Below are 17,284 nucleotides of genomic sequence, written 5' to 3'. Positions count from 1 at the left end.
AAGGACAACCATGGAAGCCAGGGCCCAGGCGCGGTACATCCGCGTTACGCCCATGAAGGCCCGCCGAGTGGTGGACCTTATCCGTGGCATGGATGCCACGGAGGCTCAGGCGGTCCTGCGTTTCGCCCCGCAGGCCGCGAGCGTGCCGGTCGGCAAGGTGCTTGACAGCGCCATTGCCAACGCCGCACACAACTACGACCACACCGACGCCGGCAGCCTCGTCATCTCTGAGGCGTATGTCGACGAGGGTCCGACCCTGAAGCGGTTCCGTCCGCGTGCCCAGGGCCGCGCCTACCGGATCCGCAAGCGGACCAGCCACATCACCGTGGTCGTCAGCAGCAAGGAAGGAACCCGGTAATGGGCCAGAAGGTTAACCCGCATGGGTTCCGGCTCGGCATCACCACGGACTTCAAGTCCCGCTGGTACGCCGACAAGCTGTACAAGGACTACGTCAAGGAAGACGTCGCCATCCGTCGGATGATGTCGTCCGGCATGGAGCGCGCCGGTATCTCGAAGGTTGAGATCGAGCGCACCCGTGACCGCGTGCGGGTGGACATCCACACCGCGCGTCCTGGCATCGTCATCGGCCGCCGTGGCGCCGAGGCCGACCGCATCCGCGGTGACCTCGAGAAGCTCACGGGCAAGCAGGTCCAGCTGAACATCCTCGAGGTCAAGAACCCCGAGACCGATGCCCAGCTGGTTGCCCAGGCCGTTGCCGAGCAGCTGTCCTCCCGCGTCTCCTTCCGTCGCGCCATGCGTAAGAGCATGCAGGGCACGATGAAGGCCGGCGCCAAGGGCATCAAGATCCAGTGTGGTGGCCGTCTCGGCGGCGCCGAGATGTCCCGCTCGGAGTTCTACCGCGAGGGCCGCGTGCCCCTGCACACGCTCCGTGCGAACGTCGACTACGGCTTCTTCGAGGCCAAGACGACCTTCGGCCGTATCGGTGTGAAGGTCTGGATCTACAAGGGCGATGTCAAGAACATCGCCGAGGTCCGCGCCGAGAACGCTGCTGCCCGCGCCGGCAACCGCCCGGCCCGTGGTGGCGGCAACGACCGCCCGGCCGGCCGTGGTGGCCGCGGTGGCGAGCGTGGCGGTCGCGGTCGTAAGCCGCAGCAGGCTCCCGCTGCCGAGGCCCCCAAGGCCGAGGCTCCGGCGGCTGCCGCTCCGGCTGAGAGCACCGGAACGGAGGCCTGACCGAAATGCTGATCCCCCGTAGGGTCAAGCACCGCAAGCAGCACCACCCGAAGCGCCGTGGTCAGGCCAAGGGCGGTACGCAGGTTTCGTTCGGCGAGTACGGCATTCAGGCCCTCACGCCGGCGTACGTGACGAACCGCCAGATCGAGGCCGCTCGTATCGCGATGACCCGCCACATCAAGCGTGGCGGCAAGGTCTGGATCAACATCTACCCGGACCGCCCGCTCACGAAGAAGCCTGCCGAGACCCGCATGGGTTCCGGTAAGGGTTCGCCCGAGTGGTGGATCGCGAACGTGCACCCGGGCCGGGTCATGTTCGAACTGTCCTACCCCAACGAGAAGATCGCCCGTGAGGCCCTCACTCGCGCAGCCCACAAGCTGCCGATGAAGTGCCGGATCGTCAAGCGCGAGGCAGGTGAAGCGTGATGTCGGCCGGTACCAAGGCGTCCGAGCTGCGCGAACTGGGTGACGAGGAGCTTCTCGCGAAGCTCCGCGAAGCCAAGGAAGAGCTGTTCAACCTCCGCTTCCAGGCGGCGACCGGTCAGCTCGAGAACCACGGTCGGCTCAAGGCCGTCCGCAAGGACATCGCGCGGATCTACACCCTGATGCGTGAGCGCGAGCTGGGCATCGAGACGGTGGAGAGCGCCTGATGAGCGAGAGCAACGTGACTGAGCAGAAGACCGACCGCGGTTTCCGCAAGACCCGTGAGGGTCTGGTCGTCAGCGACAAGATGGACAAGACCGTCGTCGTCGCTGTCGAGGACCGCGTGAAGCACGCCCTGTACGGCAAGGTCATCCGCCGTACGAGCAAGCTCAAGGCCCACGACGAGCAGAACGCCGCCGGCGTCGGCGACCGCGTCCTCCTGATGGAGACCCGGCCGCTGTCCTCGACGAAGCGCTGGCGCATCGTCGAGATCCTCGAGAAGGCCAAGTAATTACCTGAGGGGTATCCCTCAGGTTGGTTCCGCCAGGCTCGGGGCGGGGTCGCCGTAAAGGCCGACCCCGCCCCGGGAACCGGCAGACAATCAGGAGATAGACGTGATCCAGCAGGAGTCGCGACTCCGTGTCGCCGACAACACTGGTGCGAAGGAAATCCTTTGCATCCGTGTGCTCGGTGGCTCCGGTCGCCGCTACGCGGGCATCGGTGACGTCATCGTCGCCACCGTCAAGGACGCGATCCCCGGCGGCAATGTGAAGAAGGGTGACGTCATCAAGGCGGTCATCGTTCGCACCGTCAAGGAGCGCCGCCGTCCGGACGGCTCGTACATCCGTTTCGACGAGAACGCCGCCGTCATTCTGAAGAACGACGGCGACCCTCGCGGCACCCGTATCTTCGGCCCGGTGGGCCGTGAGCTGCGCGAGAAGAAGTTCATGAAGATCATCTCGCTCGCGCCGGAGGTGCTGTAAGCATGAAGATCAAGAAGGGCGACCTGGTTCAGGTCATCACCGGTAAGGACAAGGGCAAGCAGGGCAAGGTCATTGCCGCTTACCCGCGCGACGAGCGCGTCCTGGTCGAGGGTGTCAACCGGGTCAAGAAGCACACGAAGGCCGGCCCGACCGCAAAGGGTTCGCAGGCTGGTGGCATCGTCACGACCGAGGCGCCCGTCCACGTCTCCAACGTCCAGCTGGTCGTTGAGAAGGACGGCGACAAGGTCGTCACGCGCGTCGGTTACCGCTTCGACGACGAGGGCAACAAGATCCGCGTTGCCAAGCGGACGGGTGAGGACATCTGATGGCTACCACCACCACTCCGCGTCTCAAGACGAAGTACCGCGAGGAGATCGCGGGCAAGCTGCACGAGGAGTTCTCCTACGAGAACGTCATGCAGATCCCCGGCCTCGTCAAGATCGTGGTCAACATGGGTGTCGGCGACGCCGCCCGTGACTCGAAGCTCATGGACGGTGCCGTCCGTGACCTGACCACCATCACCGGTCAGAAGCCGGCCATCACCAAGGCCCGGAAGTCCATCGCGCAGTTCAAGCTGCGCGAGGGTCAGCCGATCGGTGCGCACGTCACCCTCCGTGGCGACCGCATGTGGGAGTTCCTGGACCGCACCCTGTCGCTCGCGCTTCCGCGCATCCGCGACTTCCGTGGTCTGTCCCCCAAGCAGTTCGACGGCCGTGGCAACTACACCTTCGGTCTCACGGAGCAGGTCATGTTCCACGAGATCGACCAGGACAAGATCGACCGCGTCCGGGGTATGGACATCACCGTGGTCACCACGGCGACCAACGACGCTGAGGGCCGCGCCCTTCTCCGTCACCTCGGCTTCCCCTTCAAGGAGGCGTAAGCGAGATGGCGAAGAAGGCTCTGATTGCCAAGGCTGCTCGTAAGCCCAAGTTCGGTGTGCGTGGCTACACGCGCTGCCAGCGCTGCGGTCGTCCGCACTCCGTGTACCGCAAGTTCGGCCTGTGCCGCGTCTGCCTTCGTGAGATGGCTCACCGTGGCGAGCTGCCGGGCGTGACCAAGAGCTCCTGGTAGTCCCCGACAAGGGATTCCAGGGCTCTCGGTAAGTAAAGGGCTCTGTCAGGTGCCCACCTCTCCATGCCTTAGGCTAGGAGGGTTGGGCGCCTGACGCCCGTACGACTTACTACGCCGTAGGTCCCCGCACCGCACCCGTCCCGCCACTGAGTGGGGAGAGGGATGGCGCATACAGGAAACCCCGGCGAGAGAGGCCGAAGGCCAATTCATGACCATGACTGATCCCATCGCAGACATGCTTACTCGTCTGCGTAACGCGAACTCGGCGTACCACGACGATGTCGCGATGCCGCACAGCAAGATCAAGTCGCACATCGCAGAGATCCTCCAGCAGGAGGGCTTCATCACCGGCTGGAAGGTCGAGGACGCCGAGGTCGGCAAGAAGCTCGTCCTCGAGCTGAAGTTCGGCCCGAACCGTGAGCGCTCCATTGCGGGCATCAAGCGGATCTCGAAGCCTGGTCTGCGTGTGTACGCGAAGTCCACCTCCCTGCCCAAGGTGCTCGGTGGCCTCGGCGTGGCGATCATCTCCACGTCGCACGGTCTCCTCACTGGACAGCAGGCCGGCAAGAAGGGCGTAGGCGGAGAAGTTCTCGCCTACGTCTGGTAGCGGAAGGGAACGGAGGAAACAGCTATGTCGCGTATTGGCAAGCTCCCCATCACGGTTCCCGCCGGCGTGGACGTCACCATCGACGGCCGTACGGTCCAGGTGAAGGGCCCCAAGGGCGCCCTCTCCCACACCGTCGCGGCGCCGATCGAGGTCGCCAAGGGTGAGGACGGCATTCTCAATGTCACCCGCCCGAACGACGAGCGTCAGAACAAGGCCCTCCACGGCCTGTCCCGCACGCTGGTGGCGAACATGATCACCGGCGTGACCACGGGTTACGTGAAGAAGCTCGAAATCAGCGGTGTCGGTTACCGCGTCCTGGCGAAGGGCTCCAACCTGGAGTTCTCGCTCGGCTACAGCCACTCGATCACGGTCGAGGCGCCCGAGGGCATCTCGTTCAAGGTCGAGAACCCGACGCACTTCTCGGTCGAGGGCATCGACAAGCAGAAGGTCGGAGAGGTTGCGGCCAACATCCGCAAGCTGCGCAAGCCCGACCCGTACAAGGCCAAGGGCGTCAAGTACGAAGGCGAAGTCATCCGCCGCAAGGTCGGAAAGGCGGGTAAGTAAGCCATGGCATACGGTGTCAAGATTGCTAAGGGCGACGCTTACAAGCGTGCTGCCATCAAGCGTCGTCACATCCGGATCCGTAAGCACATCTCGGGTACGGCTGAGCGTCCGCGCCTGGTCGTGACGCGTTCCAACCGCCACATCGTGGCCCAGGTCATCGACGACGTTAAGGGTCACACCCTGGCGTCGGCGTCGACCCTGGACACGACGATCCGCGGCGGCGAGAACGACAAGTCGGCCCAGGCGAAGTCGGTCGGCGCTCTTGTCGCCGAGCGCGCCAAGGCCGCCGGTGTCGAGGCTGTCGTATTCGACCGTGGTGGAAACCAGTACGCCGGGCGCATTGCCGCCCTGGCGGACGCCGCCCGCGAAGCCGGACTCAAGTTCTGAGTCGGTTCCGTAGCTAGCGGAAACAGAGAGAGGTAATTCCAATGGCTGGACCCCAGCGCCGCGGTGGCGGTGCCGGTGGCGGCGAGCGGCGGGACCGGAAGGGCCGTGACGGCGGCGCAGCTGCTGCCGAGAAGACCGCGTACGTTGAGCGCGTTGTCGCGATCAACCGCGTCGCCAAGGTTGTGAAGGGTGGTCGTCGCTTCAGCTTCACCGCGCTGGTCGTGGTGGGCGATGGTGACGGCACCGTCGGTGTCGGTTACGGCAAGGCCAAGGAGGTGCCGGCCGCGATCGCCAAGGGTGTTGAAGAGGCCAAGAAGCACTTCTTCAAGGTCCCCCGTATCCAGGGCACCATCCCGCACCCGATCACGGGCGAGAAGGCTGCGGGCGTCGTCCTGCTCAAGCCTGCTTCCCCCGGTACCGGCGTTATCGCCGGTGGCCCGGTGCGAGCTGTCCTGGAGTGCGCCGGCGTGCACGACATCCTGTCGAAGTCGCTCGGCTCGTCCAACGCGATCAACATCGTGCACGCGACCGTGGCGGCCCTCAAGGGTCTGCAGCGTCCCGAGGAGATCGCGGCTCGCCGTGGTCTGCCCCTCGAGGACGTCGCCCCCGCGGCTCTCCTTCGGGCGCGTGCAGGGGCGGGTGCGTAATGGCTCGCCTCAAGGTCACGCAGACGAAGTCGTACATCGGCAGCAAGCAGAACCACCGTGACACCCTGCGTTCCCTTGGTCTCAAGGGCATCAACACGCAGGTCGTCAAGGAGGACCGCCCCGAGTTCCGCGGAATGGTTCACACCGTCCGCCACCTCGTGACGGTCGAGGAGGTCGACTAGATCATGGCGGAGAACAACCCGCTCAAGATCCACAACCTTCGTCCCGCCCCGGGCGCCAAGACCGCCAAGACCCGTGTTGGTCGTGGTGAGGCGTCGAAGGGTAAGACGGCTGGTCGTGGTACCAAGGGCACGAAGGCTCGTTACCAGGTTCCGGAGCGTTTCGAGGGTGGCCAGATGCCCCTCCACATGCGCCTTCCGAAGCTGAAGGGCTTCCGTAACCCGTTCAAGACCGAGTTCCAGGTCGTGAACCTCGACAAGCTGGGCGCGCTGTACCCGGACGGTGGCGAAGTCACCGTCGAGGGTCTCGTCGCCAAGGGTGCCGTTCGCAAGAACAGCCTCGTCAAGGTCCTCGGCCAGGGCGAGATCTCCGTGGCGCTGCAGGTGACGGTCGACGCCGTCTCCGGCTCCGCCAAGGAGAAGATCACCGCCGCCGGCGGCACCGTCACCGAGCTCGTCTGATTTCAGACACCTCGATGACATGAGCGATCCCGACCGGGGATGCCCCACAAAAGGGGCATCCCCGGTTGGTCGTTCCTAGGGGGGCAGTGTCGCCGGTAAGGTGCACTGCACTGTTAATTTTCGTCTGGTGTGCCTCAAGGGAACTCCGGGCGGGCTTTGACTGTTGGTTAGCTGTCAGTCATCCGTCGAACCTCAAGACCGTCACCTCTGACGCAGTAGCGCGGGGGTCGCAGGAGGCACCGTGCTCACCGCGTTCGCCCGGGCGTTCAGGACGCCCGACCTGCGCAAGAAGCTGCTCTTCACGCTGGCCATCATCGTGGTCTACCGGGTCGGTACCCACATTCCGATCCCCGGCGTGGACTACAAGAACGTCCAGACGTGTATGGACGTGGCCGACAAGAACCGCGGGCTGTTCAGCCTGATCAACATGTTCAGTGGCGGCGCGCTGCTGCAGATCACCATCTTCGCGCTCGGGATCATGCCGTACATCACGGCGAGCATCATCCTGCAGCTGCTGACCGTGGTCATTCCGCGCCTGGAAGCCCTCAAGAAGGAGGGCTCGGCCGGCACCGCGAAGATCACGCAGTACACGCGTTATCTGACGGTCGCGCTCGCCATCCTGCAGGGCACGGGCCTGGTGGCCACCGCCCGCAGCGGCGCGCTCTTCTCCGGCTGCCCCGTGGGCAATCAGATCGTGCCGAATCAGTCGATCTTCACCACGATCACGATGGTCATCACGATGACCGCCGGTACCTGCGTCGTCATGTGGCTCGGTGAGCTCATCACCGACCGCGGCATCGGCAACGGCATGTCGATCCTCATGTTCATCTCGATCGCCGCGACCTTCCCGAGCGCCCTGTGGACCGTCAAGATCCAGGGCAAGCTGGCGGACGGCTGGATCGAGTTCGGCACGGTGATCCTGGTGGGCCTGTTCATGGTCGGCCTGGTGGTCTTCGTCGAGCAGGCGCAGCGGCGGATCCCGGTCCAGTACGCGAAGCGCATGATCGGCCGCCGTTCGTACGGTGGCACGTCGACCTACATTCCGTTGAAGGTCAACCAGGCAGGTGTGATCCCTGTCATCTTCGCCTCGTCGCTGCTCTACATCCCGAGCCTCATCGCCCAGTTCTCCAAGGGCAATTCGGAGTGGAAGACGTGGATCACGAACAACCTGACCAAGGGTGACCACCCGGTTTACATCGCGATGTACTTCCTTCTGATCGTTTTCTTCGCGTTCTTCTACGTGGCGATCTCGTTCAACCCCGAGGAAGTAGCCGACAACATGAAGAAGTATGGTGGCTTCATCCCGGGCATCCGGGCTGGCCGGCCGACCGCTGAGTACCTCAGTTACGTACTCAACCGGATCACCTGGCCGGGTTCGCTGTATCTGGGGCTGATCGCTCTCGTACCGACAGTGGCGTTGGTAGGTTTCGGGGCAAACCAGAACTTCCCGTTCGGTGGCACAAGCATCCTGATCATCGTGGGTGTCGGCCTCGAGACGGTGAAGCAGATCGAGAGTCAGCTTCAGCAGCGCAATTACGAAGGGTTCCTCCGCTGATGCGAATCGTCCTCGTCGGGCCGCCCGGTGCCGGCAAGGGAACGCAGGCTGCGTTCCTCGCCAAGAACCTGGGGATCCCGCACATCTCCACGGGCGACCTGTTCCGCGCCAACATCAGTCGGCAGACGGAACTGGGCAAGCTGGCGAAGTCCTACATGGACAAGGGCGATCTGGTACCCGACGAGGTCACCATCGCCATGGCCAAGGACCGCATGGAGCAGCCCGACGCGGAGAACGGCTTCTTGCTCGACGGCTTCCCGCGCAACGTCTCGCAGGCCGAGGCGCTCGACGAGATGCTGAGCACCGAGGGCATGAAGCTGGACGCTGTGCTGGACCTGGAGGTCCCCGAGGACGAGGTGGTCCGCCGTATCGCGGGCCGTCGCATCTGCCGCAACGACTCGGCGCACGTGTTCCACGTGTCGTACAAGGCGCCTAAGCAGGAGGGCGTCTGTGACGTCTGCGGCGGCGAGCTGTACCAGCGCGACGACGACTCCGAGGAGACCGTCCGCAAGCGCCTGGAGGTCTACCACACGCAGACCGAGCCGATCATCGACTACTACCGGGCCCAGAGCCTGGTCGTCACGATCCTGGCGCTCGGCAAGGTGGAAGAGGTCACGGCCCGCGCCATGGAGGCGCTGTCCCGCGAGGGTGCCTAGGTCTCGTGCGGGATCCGCTCGGCGGTGCACGTGCACCGCGGGCGTGTGAAGCAGTACGTCGCATCGGCCGCGGCACCCGAAGAGGGTGCCGCGGCCGACGTGCGCGACGGGGGAGGGCCGTGAGCCCTGTGCGGGGAGAGGTCCAAGGCCCCGGGCGGGGTGGGGGCCGGTCCCCGTATCGTTGGGGTAGTTCCTCGTTGAGACAGTCCGTCGTCCCGGTCCAGAAAGGCCGCAGCCACCATGGTGCAGATCAAGACCCCCGAGCAGATCGCCAAGATGCGTGAGGCGGGGCTGGTCGTCGCCGCCATTCATGCGGCCACGCGTGAGGCGGCCGTGCCCGGTGCGACGACCCGGGATCTGGACGAGGTCGCGCGCAAGGTTCTCGCCGAGCACGGCGCCAAGCCGAACTTCCTCGGGTACGGCGGTTTCCCCGCGACGATCTGCACCTCGGTGAACGAGGTCGTCGTCCACGGCATCCCGGACGACAAGACCGTCCTGAAGGACGGCGACATCATCTCCATCGACGCCGGAGCGATCGTGGACGGCTGGCACGGCGACGCCGCGTTCACCGCGTTCGTGGGCTCCGGCCACGCTCCGGAGCTGGTCGAGCTCTCCCGGGTGACCGAGGAGTCGATGTGGGCGGGCATCGCGGCCATGAAGCTGGGCAACCGGCTGGTGGACGTGTCCCGGGCCATCGAGACGTACATCCGCCGGCAGCCCAAGCCGGGCGGCGGCAAGTACGGGATCGTCGAGGACTACGGCGGCCACGGCATCGGCACCGAGATGCACATGGACCCGCACCTGCTGAACTACGTCGAGCGCAAGCGCGGCAAGGGTCCGAAGCTGGTCCCCGGGTTCTGCCTCGCGATCGAGCCGATGGTGTCCCTCGGCACACCGCGGACCGAGGTCCTGGAGGACGACTGGACCGTCATCACCACGGACGGGACCTGGTCCTCGCACTGGGAGCACTCCGTGGCGCTGACGGAGGAGGGGCCTCTCGTCCTGACGGCACCCGACGGTGGCAAGGCGAAGCTCGCCGAGTTCGGGATCACGACGGCTCCGGACCCCCTGGCCGGCTGAGGCGACCGCGGTGCGGAACGCGAGCAAGATCCCTTAGGATCTGTCTCGCGTTCCCCTCTCTCCTCTTGTCTCTCCTCGCGTCTCCCCTGTCGCTGTGGCGTTCGGCTCACCGCCGCGCCACCCCTTCCAGCCGACCGTGTGTCACCGGTCCGCCCTGCTCCTCGCGCATATCACGCCGACGGGTGGGGCATCGTCATGAGTGGCGGAGGACGCCGGAGACGAATTCGTCTTTCCGAGAGCCCTGACGTAGACTGACTCGTCGGCTCTCGTGCACCCGCATGTCTGCATGCGGTTCGTGCGGAGTCGATCAAGGTAGTCGATTCGAAGGGCGAAGCGTGGCCAAGAAGCAAGGTGCCATCGAGATCGAAGGCACTGTCGTCGAGTCTCTTCCGAACGCCATGTTCAAGGTGGAGCTCCAGAACGGCCACCAGGTCCTGGCTCACATCAGCGGCAAGATGCGTATGCACTACATCCGTATCCTCCCTGACGACCGGGTCGTGGTGGAGTTGTCTCCGTACGACCTGACGCGTGGCCGGATCGTCTACCGGTACAAGTAGATCTTGCCTTGCTCCGTGTTCCCGTTCCGGGACGCGGGGGGTGGCACTGACCCGGAGAACCTCACCTAATGAAGGTCAAGCCGAGCGTCAAGAAGATCTGCGACAAGTGCAGGGTGATCCGCCGTCACGGTCGGGTCATGGTCATCTGCGAAAACCCGCGCCACAAGCAGCGCCAGGGCTGACGCACGACCGCACCTTCTGCACCCGCAGATACTTCGCGCGACGCAAGCAGTACATGTTCATACGCGGAACCCAGGGCTGACCTGCGTCAGGCCTGACACCCCCGGTCGGAGGCCGGGGACCCGGTTCGTACCGACTTCTCGATCCACGGATCAGAGGACGACGGCGGGCGGGATCCGGTTCTGTGGAAGACCTCCGAACGACAACTGGAGCCATTGAATGGCACGCGTTTCCGGTGTTGACATCCCGCGCGAAAAGCGTGTGGAGGTCGCCCTCACCTACGTGTTCGGCATCGGCCGGACGCTTTCCCAGCTGACGCTGGCCGAGACCGGCGTGAACCCCAACACCCGCGTTCGTGACCTCTCCGAGGAGGAGCTGGTCAAGATCCGCGAGTACGTGGACGCCAACATCAAGACCGAGGGTGACCTCCGTCGCGAGATCCAGGGCGACATTCGCCGGAAGATCGAGATCGGCTGCTACCAGGGCATCCGCCACCGTCGTGGCCTGCCTGTGCACGGTCAGCGCACCAGCACGAACGCTCGTACCCGCAAGGGCCCGCGTCGCGCGATCGCCGGCAAGAAGAAGCCGGGCAAGAAGTAGTCCTCAGCGGACAACGCTTCACCAGCGGTCTTCGCTGTAGGACCGACCACCTCCCCGTAGGAGAAATAGATGCCCCCCAAGGGTCGTCAGGGCGCTGCCAAGAAGGTGCGCCGCAAGGAAAAGAAGAACGTCGCTCACGGCCACGCGCACATCAAGAGCACGTTCAACAACACGATCGTCTCGATCACGGACCCCTCGGGCAACGTGATCTCCTGGGCCTCCGCCGGCCACGTCGGCTTCAAGGGCTCGCGCAAGTCCACTCCGTTCGCCGCGCAGATGGCCGCCGAGTCGGCTGCCCGTCGCGCGCAGGAGCACGGCATGCGCAAGGTGGACGTGTTCGTCAAGGGTCCCGGCTCCGGCCGTGAGACCGCGATCCGCTCCCTCCAGGCCACGGGCCTCGAGGTCGGCTCGATCCAGGACGTCACCCCCACCCCGCACAACGGCTGCCGTCCGCCCAAGCGCCGCCGCGTCTGACGCACGGTTGTCTCGCGTCTGACCGGGCTTTCGGGCGGTACGTCTCCTCGGAGGGGTGCCGCCCGTACCCTTGCAGTAACAGCAGGGCGTCAAATAGCGGGCGTCCATGACTGAAGGATTCACACCATGCTGATCGCTCAGCGTCCCTCGTTGACCGAAGAGGTCGTCGACGAATTCCGCTCCCGGTTCGTGATCGAGCCGCTGGAGCCGGGCTTCGGCTACACCCTCGGCAACTCTCTTCGCCGCACGCTCCTCTCCTCGATTCCCGGCGCCGCTGTCACCAGCATCCGGATCGACGGTGTCCTGCACGAGTTCACCACCGTGCCGGGCGTCAAGGAGGACGTCACTGACCTGATCCTCAACATCAAGCAGCTGGTCGTCTCCTCGGAGCACGACGAGCCGGTCGTGATGTACCTGCGCAAGCAGGGCCCGGGTCTGGTCACCGCCGCCGACATCGCGCCCCCGGCCGGTGTCGAGGTGCACAACCCCGACCTCGTCCTCGCCACGCTCAACGGCAAGGGCAAGCTGGAGATGGAGCTGACCGTCGAGCGCGGTCGCGGCTACGTCTCCGCCGTTCAGAACAAGCAGGTCGGTCAGGAGATCGGGCGCATCCCGGTCGACTCGATCTACTCGCCGGTGCTGAAGGTCACGTACAAGGTCGAGGCGACGCGTGTCGAGCAGCGCACCGACTTCGACAAGCTGATCGTCGACGTCGAGACCAAGCAGGCCATGCGTCCCCGTGACGCCATGGCGTCGGCCGGTAAGACCCTGGTCGAGCTGTTCGGTCTGGCGCGCGAGCTCAACATCGACGCCGAGGGCATCGACATGGGCCCGTCCCCCACGGACGCCGCCCTCGCCGCTGATCTCGCCCTGCCGATCGAGGAGCTCGAGCTCACCGTTCGGTCGTACAACTGCCTCAAGCGTGAGGGCATCCACTCCGTGGGTGAGCTCGTCGCCCGCTCCGAGGCCGACCTCCTGGACATCCGCAACTTCGGTGCGAAGTCCATCGACGAGGTCAAGGCGAAGCTGGCCGGCATGGGCCTGGCCCTCAAGGACAGCCCGCCCGGATTCGACCCGACCGCCGCCGCCGACGCCTTCGGCGCCGACGACGACGCGGACGCCGGCTTCGTCGAGACCGAGCAGTACTAAGGCTCGGAACCGCTCGCCGGTTCTTGGGTGCGGGTCGCTGCGGCTGATCGCGCAGTTCCCCGCGCCCCTTCCGAACCGCCCCTTCGGGGCGTGTCCGGATCTTCGACGGGCAATCGCCCGCTCGGACACTGACTTCGGTACCTGGTACGGCCGGAGCAGACACCTAGGAGAAACACCATGCCGAAGCCTGCCAAGGGTGCCCGTCTGGGCGGCAGCGCCGCGCACGAGAAGCTGCTCCTCGCGAACCTCGCGAAGTCGCTCTTCGAGCACGGCCGCATCACCACCACCGAGGCCAAGGCCCGTCGCCTGCGTCCCTACGCCGAGCGTCTGGTCACCAAGGCGAAGAAGGGTGACCTTCACAACCGCCGTCAGGTGCTCTCGGTGATCACGGACAAGAGCATCGTGCACACGCTCTTCACCGAGATCGGCCCGCGCTACGAGAACCGCCCGGGTGGCTACACGCGTATCACCAAGATCGGTAACCGTCGTGGCGACAACGCGCCCATGGCTGTCATCGAGCTGGTCGAGGCCCTGACCGTGGCCCAGCAGGCCACCGGTGAGGCCGAGGCCGCGACCAAGCGTTCCGCCAAGGACGCCGAGGCTCCGGCCAAGGTCGAGGACACCAAGGTCGAGGACGCCACCGAGGCTCCCGCCGAGGAGTCGAAGGACGCCTGAGGCACTGCCTCGCTGTGAGCGGGTCCGTCCCTTCGGGGGCGGGCCCGCTTTCGCGTTCCGGCGGGTGAGCCGGGCTTGAGAGGATCCACGAGTGAGTGACGAAGCAGAGCCCGGGTTCGTACGGGTACGGATGGACCTGTCCTACGACGGGAGCGGGTTCTCCGGGTGGGCGAAGCAGGCCAGCGGCCGCAGGACCGTCCAGGGTGACATCGAGGCCGCGCTGCGGACGGTGACACGGACGAAGGACACCACCTACGAGCTGACCGTGGCCGGGCGGACGGACGCCGGGGTGCACGCGCGTGGCCAGGTGGCCCACGTCGATCTGCCCGAGGACGTGTGGGCGGAGCACCGCGAGAAGCTGCTGAAGCGGCTCGCCGGGCGGCTGGAGAAGGACGTACGGGTGTGGTCGCTCACCGAGGCGCCCGCGGGGTTCAACGCGCGCTTCTCGGCCGTCTGGCGGCGTTACGCCTACCGCGTCACCGATGAACCCGGTGGTGTCGATCCGCTACTGCGCAGTCATGTCCTTTGGCACGACTGGCCGTTGGACGTCGACGCCATGAACCGGGCCGCCGAAGGGCTGCTGGGGGAGCACGACTTCGCCGCGTACTGCAAGAAGCGCGAGGGTGCGACGACGATCCGTACGCTCCAGGAACTGAGCCTGGTGCGGGGCGCGGACGGCGTCATCACCGCCACCGTGCGGGCCGACGCGTTCTGCCACAACATGGTGCGCTCACTGATCGGCGCCCTGCTGTTCGTGGGGGACGGGCACCGCGGACCCGAGTGGCCCGGGAAGGTGCTGGCCGCCGGCGTACGGGACTCGGCCGTCCACGTCGTACGTCCGCACGGGCTGACGCTGGAGGAAGTGGGTTATCCCGCCGACGAGTTGCTGGCCGCGCGGAGCAAGGAGGCCCGGAACAAGCGGACGCTGCCGGGGGCGTCCGGCTGCGCGGGCTGCTGACCACCGGAGGCGGCCGGGGCGCACCCGGCCGCCGTACGGGGGGAGTTACTGCCCGGCGGCCGCGGAGGCCTGGGCCTCGCCACGGCGGCGGATCTGCCGGAAGGCGAACTCGGCCAGGTCGTCGCCGCTCGTGAACACCGCGGTGTCCTTCGTCGTCACGTCCTTGCCGTTGCCGAAGCCGGCGAGGGTGAAGTAGGCGTAGCGGCCATAGGCGTTGGTGGTGGATCGGCAGACGGCCGCGTCGCAGAAGGACTTGACGCCGTTGCCCGACAGGGAGGCGATGATGCTCTTCTTGTCCGCGTCGGCCTTCGCCTTGGTCGCCTTGGCCTCGGAGTCGAAGACCGCGACACCGACCGTGACCGCGACGCCGTCCTTGCTGTAGGTGACGCGCAGGAAGCGGGTGCAGCCGTCCTTGGTGAGGACCGACGGGAGCGTGCCCTTCGCGGCCGAGGCGCAGTTCTTCGTGTCGGCCGTCGGACCCTTGCGGTAGACGCGGTCGCCCATGGTGAGCTGCGTACCGGGGAAGAGGATGTCCGGGCTCAGCGGCGCCGTGTCCTTGCGCGCGCTGGATATGAACTCCTTGGGATCCAGCGGCGGCGGAGCCGAGGTCGGCTCGAACGACGGCGCCGGCTCCGTGGAACTCGGGATGTCCGCGGTGGCGGGCAGGTTCGACGGCTGGTTGGACGCCTGGTTGCTGCCGTTGGCGTTCACGACGGCCATGGCGACGGCGGCGCCGACCGCCACGGTGGCCACCGCGCCGCCCACGATGAACAGCAGCCTGCGGCGCCTGTTGCGCGTCTCGGAAGCCTCCGCCAGCGCGGCCCAGTCGGGGCTCGCGCCGGCCGGCTGGCCACCCCACTGGGACTGTTGCTGAGAACCCGGCTTCCAGGGGTCCCACGGGGCCTGCCCCTGCCCACCCTGCCCATAACTCATGCGCCGCATCTTAGACGGGCGTTGGGGGGTGCCGTTCCGGTCCATCGGGGACTTGAGCCCCTAGCGTGATCTGAAGGCGGACGGGCAAAAGTGACATCTCCGGGTGGTTGGTACGCCGGGCGTCCTGGCATGCGTGGACGGTGACGACGGTGGTGCTCTGCGCACATGTCGCGGGGGTCGCACGGGCCGGTTCGGACGGCGGGATGGACAGGCGCCGCTCTTCGTGTTCGCGCGCCGGTGTCCGGGACCGGCCGCGGTGATGCTGGTGCCGGCCGTGCTGTCCCGGCTCGGGGTGCCCGGCCCAGTCGGTCGCGCTCTCCTGCGGCGGCGGGGCTGCCGTATCGGGGGTCGGTGATCCGGGGGGGGGGTCTGGTTCTGGCCGGCTCTGGTGCCGCAGGTGCCCGGCGTGGACCGGCCCTGGCTGGAACCGGTGACCCTACGTGCGTTCCGGGACTGCTTTATCCTGGTGGTGACGACTGCTGCGGTGGTGCTCCGGCACCGCCGGAAACAGGCACTCCGCGGCCCCGGCCACTTCGTCGCACAGCGACGGGTACGACGGGCCACGAGGGTGTGATCCCTCGCGTTTTGACCCGTCCGGGGCACCGCGGGTAAGCTAGCGGTTTGTTATGTGTATTGGCTTGCTCATTCTCACGTGAGGGGCCCTTACACCGGTCCACCGGGGCTGATGACCAGCGACCTGCACGCGGTATGCGTCACCGCAGTGCGGTCAGGGCTGTCGTGATCGTCCGTGGTGGCCATGTCAGGACCCACTCACTGAAGAAGCGAAGGCTACGACCGTGCGTACGTACAGCCCCAAGCCCGGCGACATCACTCGCCAGTGGTACGTCATCGACGCCCAGGATGTCGTCCTGGGTCGTCTGGCGACCACTGCTGCGAACATCCTGCGGGGCAAGCACAAGCCGATCTACGCCCCCCACGTCGACGCTGGTGACTTCGTCATCATCATCAACGCGGACAAGGTGCACCTTTCCGGCAACAAGAAGACCCAGAAGCTGGCGTACCGCCACTCCGGTTACCCGGGTGGTCTGCGCTCCGTCCGTTACGACGAGCTGCTGGCGAAGAACCCCGAGAAGGCCGTCGAGAAGGCCATCCGGGGCATGGTTCCCAAGAACACCCTGGGCCGCCAGGTGCTCTCGAAGCTGAAGGTCTACGCGGGCGAGAACCACCCGCACGCTGCGCAGCAGCCGGTCCCGTTCGAGATCACCCAGGTCGCGCAGTAGTTCCGGCCACCCCCTAAGACATAAAGAAATCTGAGGAGAATCGTGGCCGAGACCACTGTTGAGCAGCCGGTCGAAGAGACTGAGCTCGTCGACGTCGAGAACTACACCACCGAGTCCGAGGTGCCCGTCGAGGGCGAGTACACCTCGGAGTCGCTCGCGGGCCGCTTCGGCGACCCGCAGCCGGCCGCCGGCCTGGGCCGTCGCAAGAACGCGATCGCCCGCGTCCGGATCGTCCCGGGCACCGGCAAGTGGAAGGTCAACGGGCGCACGCTCGAGGACTACTTCCCGAACAAGGTCCACCAGCAGGAAGTCAACGAGCCCTTCAAGGTGCTCGAGCTGGACGGCCGCTACGACGTCATCGCCCGCATCTCGGGTGGCGGCGTCTCCGGTCAGGCCGGTGCCCTGCGCCTCGGCGTGGCCCGCGCGCTGAACGAGGCCGACGTGGACAACAACCGCGCCGCCCTCAAGAAGGCCGGTTACCTCAAGCGTGACGACCGTGCGGTCGAGCGCAAGAAGGCCGGTCTCAAGAAGGCCCGCAAGGCTCCGCAGTACAGCAAGCGTTAAGCTTCGCTGCCTGCTCGTACGCGTCGTACGCGTAGCTTCGAACGCCCCGGCGGCACGCCACAGTGCCGCTGGGGCGTTCGTTTATCACAGCGCTGGGCGTATAACGGCACAAGGTGCTCAAAGGCTCATGTGATCGGATGACC

Annotated in this window: 28 protein-coding genes; 27 read left to right on the top strand and 1 reads right to left on the bottom strand. The window is 66.2% G+C overall.

The window, feature by feature from the left end:
- The first annotated feature begins 10 nt into the window (after positions 1-10).
- The 25 genes from rplV (at position 11) to truA (ending at position 14,403) form a co-directional block, all read left to right on the top strand.
- Positions 11-358, top strand: coding sequence for a 50S ribosomal protein L22 (rplV, locus tag ABZT74_RS19295; RefSeq protein WP_006604878.1), 348 nt, complete (start codon positions 11-13; stop codon positions 356-358).
- Positions 358-1,194 carry a 30S ribosomal protein S3 gene (gene rpsC / locus ABZT74_RS19290; RefSeq protein WP_081218890.1) on the top strand — a complete coding sequence of 279 codons (837 nt, stop codon included), beginning with the start codon at positions 358-360 and terminating at the stop codon, positions 1,192-1,194. Before rplV ends, rpsC begins: the two co-directional genes overlap by 1 nt.
- Positions 1,195-1,199: 5 nt before the next feature.
- Entirely contained in the window at positions 1,200-1,619 is a 420-nt protein-coding gene (rplP, locus tag ABZT74_RS19285) for a 50S ribosomal protein L16 (protein ID WP_010986348.1), read from the top strand.
- Complete coding sequence (gene rpmC / locus ABZT74_RS19280; protein ID WP_003998824.1) at positions 1,619-1,843, top strand: 50S ribosomal protein L29; 225 nt, start codon at positions 1,619-1,621, stop codon at positions 1,841-1,843. The genes rplP and rpmC overlap by 1 nt, the downstream gene beginning before the upstream one ends.
- A complete protein-coding gene (gene rpsQ, locus ABZT74_RS19275) occupies positions 1,843-2,127 on the top strand; it encodes a 30S ribosomal protein S17 (protein ID WP_037626988.1) in 285 nt (94 codons plus the stop codon). The genes rpmC and rpsQ overlap by 1 nt, the downstream gene beginning before the upstream one ends.
- 103 nt (positions 2,128-2,230) lie before the next feature.
- Complete coding sequence (gene rplN / locus ABZT74_RS19270) at positions 2,231-2,599, top strand: 50S ribosomal protein L14 (protein WP_003992364.1); 369 nt, start codon at positions 2,231-2,233, stop codon at positions 2,597-2,599.
- A gap of 2 nt (positions 2,600-2,601) precedes the next feature.
- Complete coding sequence (gene rplX / locus ABZT74_RS19265) at positions 2,602-2,925, top strand: 50S ribosomal protein L24 (protein WP_081218892.1); 324 nt, start codon at positions 2,602-2,604, stop codon at positions 2,923-2,925.
- Positions 2,925-3,482: a 50S ribosomal protein L5 gene (gene rplE / locus ABZT74_RS19260; protein WP_355882018.1), complete on the top strand. Its 558-nt coding sequence runs from the start codon at positions 2,925-2,927 to the stop codon at positions 3,480-3,482. The genes rplX and rplE overlap by 1 nt, the downstream gene beginning before the upstream one ends.
- Positions 3,483-3,487: 5 nt before the next feature.
- On the top strand, positions 3,488-3,673 hold the full coding sequence (locus ABZT74_RS19255) for a type Z 30S ribosomal protein S14 (protein WP_003948630.1): 186 nt from the start codon (positions 3,488-3,490) through the stop codon (positions 3,671-3,673).
- A 208-nt stretch (positions 3,674-3,881) separates the two neighbouring features.
- Positions 3,882-4,280 carry a 30S ribosomal protein S8 gene (rpsH, locus tag ABZT74_RS19250; RefSeq protein ID WP_081218894.1) on the top strand — a complete coding sequence of 133 codons (399 nt, stop codon included), beginning with the start codon at positions 3,882-3,884 and terminating at the stop codon, positions 4,278-4,280.
- A gap of 24 nt (positions 4,281-4,304) precedes the next feature.
- The gene (gene rplF / locus ABZT74_RS19245; protein ID WP_081218895.1) at positions 4,305-4,844 is read left to right on the top strand and encodes a 50S ribosomal protein L6; all 540 of its coding nucleotides are present in this window, start codon (positions 4,305-4,307) and stop codon (positions 4,842-4,844) included.
- A gap of 3 nt (positions 4,845-4,847) precedes the next feature.
- Positions 4,848-5,231, top strand: a complete 384-nt coding sequence (gene rplR / locus ABZT74_RS19240) for a 50S ribosomal protein L18 (RefSeq protein ID WP_081218896.1) — start codon at positions 4,848-4,850, stop codon at positions 5,229-5,231.
- Between the two features lie 41 nt (positions 5,232-5,272).
- Positions 5,273-5,878 carry a 30S ribosomal protein S5 gene (rpsE, locus tag ABZT74_RS19235; protein ID WP_037694140.1) on the top strand — a complete coding sequence of 202 codons (606 nt, stop codon included), beginning with the start codon at positions 5,273-5,275 and terminating at the stop codon, positions 5,876-5,878.
- Complete coding sequence (gene rpmD / locus ABZT74_RS19230) at positions 5,878-6,060, top strand: 50S ribosomal protein L30 (protein ID WP_055553514.1); 183 nt, start codon at positions 5,878-5,880, stop codon at positions 6,058-6,060. The genes rpsE and rpmD overlap by 1 nt, the downstream gene beginning before the upstream one ends.
- A gap of 3 nt (positions 6,061-6,063) precedes the next feature.
- Positions 6,064-6,519, top strand: coding sequence for a 50S ribosomal protein L15 (gene rplO / locus ABZT74_RS19225; RefSeq protein WP_328831006.1), 456 nt, complete (start codon positions 6,064-6,066; stop codon positions 6,517-6,519).
- Between the two features lie 241 nt (positions 6,520-6,760).
- A complete protein-coding gene (gene secY, locus ABZT74_RS19220) occupies positions 6,761-8,074 on the top strand; it encodes a preprotein translocase subunit SecY (RefSeq protein WP_355882007.1) in 1,314 nt (437 codons plus the stop codon).
- The gene (locus ABZT74_RS19215) at positions 8,074-8,730 is read left to right on the top strand and encodes an adenylate kinase (RefSeq protein WP_355882004.1); all 657 of its coding nucleotides are present in this window, start codon (positions 8,074-8,076) and stop codon (positions 8,728-8,730) included. The genes secY and ABZT74_RS19215 overlap by 1 nt, the downstream gene beginning before the upstream one ends.
- A 240-nt stretch (positions 8,731-8,970) precedes the next feature.
- Positions 8,971-9,810: a type I methionyl aminopeptidase gene (gene map, locus ABZT74_RS19210; RefSeq protein ID WP_356178115.1), complete on the top strand. Its 840-nt coding sequence runs from the start codon at positions 8,971-8,973 to the stop codon at positions 9,808-9,810.
- A gap of 335 nt (positions 9,811-10,145) precedes the next feature.
- Positions 10,146-10,367, top strand: a complete 222-nt coding sequence (infA, locus tag ABZT74_RS19205) for a translation initiation factor IF-1 (protein WP_003948620.1) — start codon at positions 10,146-10,148, stop codon at positions 10,365-10,367.
- A 68-nt stretch (positions 10,368-10,435) separates the two neighbouring features.
- A complete protein-coding gene (gene rpmJ / locus ABZT74_RS19200) occupies positions 10,436-10,549 on the top strand; it encodes a 50S ribosomal protein L36 (RefSeq protein WP_003998809.1) in 114 nt (37 codons plus the stop codon).
- 217 nt (positions 10,550-10,766) lie between these two features.
- A complete protein-coding gene (gene rpsM, locus ABZT74_RS19195) occupies positions 10,767-11,147 on the top strand; it encodes a 30S ribosomal protein S13 (protein ID WP_081218901.1) in 381 nt (126 codons plus the stop codon).
- A gap of 69 nt (positions 11,148-11,216) precedes the next feature.
- Positions 11,217-11,621 (top strand): 30S ribosomal protein S11, encoded by a 405-nt coding sequence (gene rpsK / locus ABZT74_RS19190; RefSeq protein WP_003956432.1) that lies wholly within the window; start codon positions 11,217-11,219, stop codon positions 11,619-11,621.
- Positions 11,622-11,747: 126 nt separating this feature from the next.
- The gene (locus ABZT74_RS19185) at positions 11,748-12,770 is read left to right on the top strand and encodes a DNA-directed RNA polymerase subunit alpha (protein WP_003966937.1); all 1,023 of its coding nucleotides are present in this window, start codon (positions 11,748-11,750) and stop codon (positions 12,768-12,770) included.
- Positions 12,771-12,947: 177 nt separating this feature from the next.
- On the top strand, positions 12,948-13,445 hold the full coding sequence (gene rplQ, locus ABZT74_RS19180) for a 50S ribosomal protein L17 (RefSeq protein ID WP_164375593.1): 498 nt from the start codon (positions 12,948-12,950) through the stop codon (positions 13,443-13,445).
- Positions 13,446-13,536: 91 nt separating this feature from the next.
- Positions 13,537-14,403, top strand: coding sequence for a tRNA pseudouridine(38-40) synthase TruA (gene truA / locus ABZT74_RS19175; RefSeq protein WP_355877082.1), 867 nt, complete (start codon positions 13,537-13,539; stop codon positions 14,401-14,403).
- A gap of 45 nt (positions 14,404-14,448) precedes the next feature.
- Here the strand turns inward: truA and ABZT74_RS19170 are convergent, their stop codons facing one another.
- Positions 14,449-15,336: a hypothetical protein gene (locus tag ABZT74_RS19170; RefSeq protein ID WP_355877079.1), complete on the bottom strand. Its 888-nt coding sequence runs from the start codon at positions 15,334-15,336 to the stop codon at positions 14,449-14,451.
- A gap of 797 nt (positions 15,337-16,133) precedes the next feature.
- Between ABZT74_RS19170 and rplM the strand changes: the two genes are divergently transcribed.
- Together rplM and rpsI are read left to right on the top strand one after the other, a co-directional pair.
- Entirely contained in the window at positions 16,134-16,577 is a 444-nt protein-coding gene (rplM, locus tag ABZT74_RS19165; RefSeq protein WP_037626954.1) for a 50S ribosomal protein L13, read from the top strand.
- Between the two features lie 42 nt (positions 16,578-16,619).
- Positions 16,620-17,141, top strand: coding sequence for a 30S ribosomal protein S9 (rpsI, locus tag ABZT74_RS19160; RefSeq protein WP_081218905.1), 522 nt, complete (start codon positions 16,620-16,622; stop codon positions 17,139-17,141).
- The last annotated feature ends 143 nt before the right edge of the window (positions 17,142-17,284 follow it).

The sequence above is a fragment of the Streptomyces sp. NPDC005302 genome (assembly GCF_040607345.1).
In the GTDB taxonomy this organism is placed as follows: Bacteria; Actinomycetota; Actinomycetes; order Streptomycetales; family Streptomycetaceae; genus Streptomyces.
Note: the sequence above shows the minus strand (reverse complement) of the source record. Positions and strands in the feature narration are given on the sequence as shown.

Coding starts and splice junctions, on each gene's coding strand:
- rpsC (WP_081218890.1), top strand. CDS start 358: ATGGGCCAGAAGGTTAACCCGCATGGGTTCCGGCTCGGCATCACCACG.
- rplP (WP_010986348.1), top strand. CDS start 1,200: ATGCTGATCCCCCGTAGGGTCAAGCACCGCAAGCAGCACCACCCGAAG.
- rplQ (WP_164375593.1), top strand. CDS start 12,948: ATGCCGAAGCCTGCCAAGGGTGCCCGTCTGGGCGGCAGCGCCGCGCAC.
- ABZT74_RS19255 (WP_003948630.1), top strand. CDS start 3,488: ATGGCGAAGAAGGCTCTGATTGCCAAGGCTGCTCGTAAGCCCAAGTTC.
- rpsM (WP_081218901.1), top strand. CDS start 10,767: ATGGCACGCGTTTCCGGTGTTGACATCCCGCGCGAAAAGCGTGTGGAG.
- rplR (WP_081218896.1), top strand. CDS start 4,848: ATGGCATACGGTGTCAAGATTGCTAAGGGCGACGCTTACAAGCGTGCT.
- rpsE (WP_037694140.1), top strand. CDS start 5,273: ATGGCTGGACCCCAGCGCCGCGGTGGCGGTGCCGGTGGCGGCGAGCGG.
- rpsQ (WP_037626988.1), top strand. CDS start 1,843: ATGAGCGAGAGCAACGTGACTGAGCAGAAGACCGACCGCGGTTTCCGC.
- rpmC (WP_003998824.1), top strand. CDS start 1,619: ATGTCGGCCGGTACCAAGGCGTCCGAGCTGCGCGAACTGGGTGACGAG.
- rpmJ (WP_003998809.1), top strand. CDS start 10,436: ATGAAGGTCAAGCCGAGCGTCAAGAAGATCTGCGACAAGTGCAGGGTG.
- map (WP_356178115.1), top strand. CDS start 8,971: ATGGTGCAGATCAAGACCCCCGAGCAGATCGCCAAGATGCGTGAGGCG.
- ABZT74_RS19215 (WP_355882004.1), top strand. CDS start 8,074: ATGCGAATCGTCCTCGTCGGGCCGCCCGGTGCCGGCAAGGGAACGCAG.
- rplV (WP_006604878.1), top strand. CDS start 11: ATGGAAGCCAGGGCCCAGGCGCGGTACATCCGCGTTACGCCCATGAAG.
- rpsK (WP_003956432.1), top strand. CDS start 11,217: ATGCCCCCCAAGGGTCGTCAGGGCGCTGCCAAGAAGGTGCGCCGCAAG.
- ABZT74_RS19185 (WP_003966937.1), top strand. CDS start 11,748: ATGCTGATCGCTCAGCGTCCCTCGTTGACCGAAGAGGTCGTCGACGAA.
- rplX (WP_081218892.1), top strand. CDS start 2,602: ATGAAGATCAAGAAGGGCGACCTGGTTCAGGTCATCACCGGTAAGGAC.
- rpsH (WP_081218894.1), top strand. CDS start 3,882: ATGACCATGACTGATCCCATCGCAGACATGCTTACTCGTCTGCGTAAC.
- rplF (WP_081218895.1), top strand. CDS start 4,305: ATGTCGCGTATTGGCAAGCTCCCCATCACGGTTCCCGCCGGCGTGGAC.
- ABZT74_RS19170 (WP_355877079.1), bottom strand. CDS start 15,336: ATGAGTTATGGGCAGGGTGGGCAGGGGCAGGCCCCGTGGGACCCCTGG.
- rplE (WP_355882018.1), top strand. CDS start 2,925: ATGGCTACCACCACCACTCCGCGTCTCAAGACGAAGTACCGCGAGGAG.
- rplO (WP_328831006.1), top strand. CDS start 6,064: ATGGCGGAGAACAACCCGCTCAAGATCCACAACCTTCGTCCCGCCCCG.
- rpmD (WP_055553514.1), top strand. CDS start 5,878: ATGGCTCGCCTCAAGGTCACGCAGACGAAGTCGTACATCGGCAGCAAG.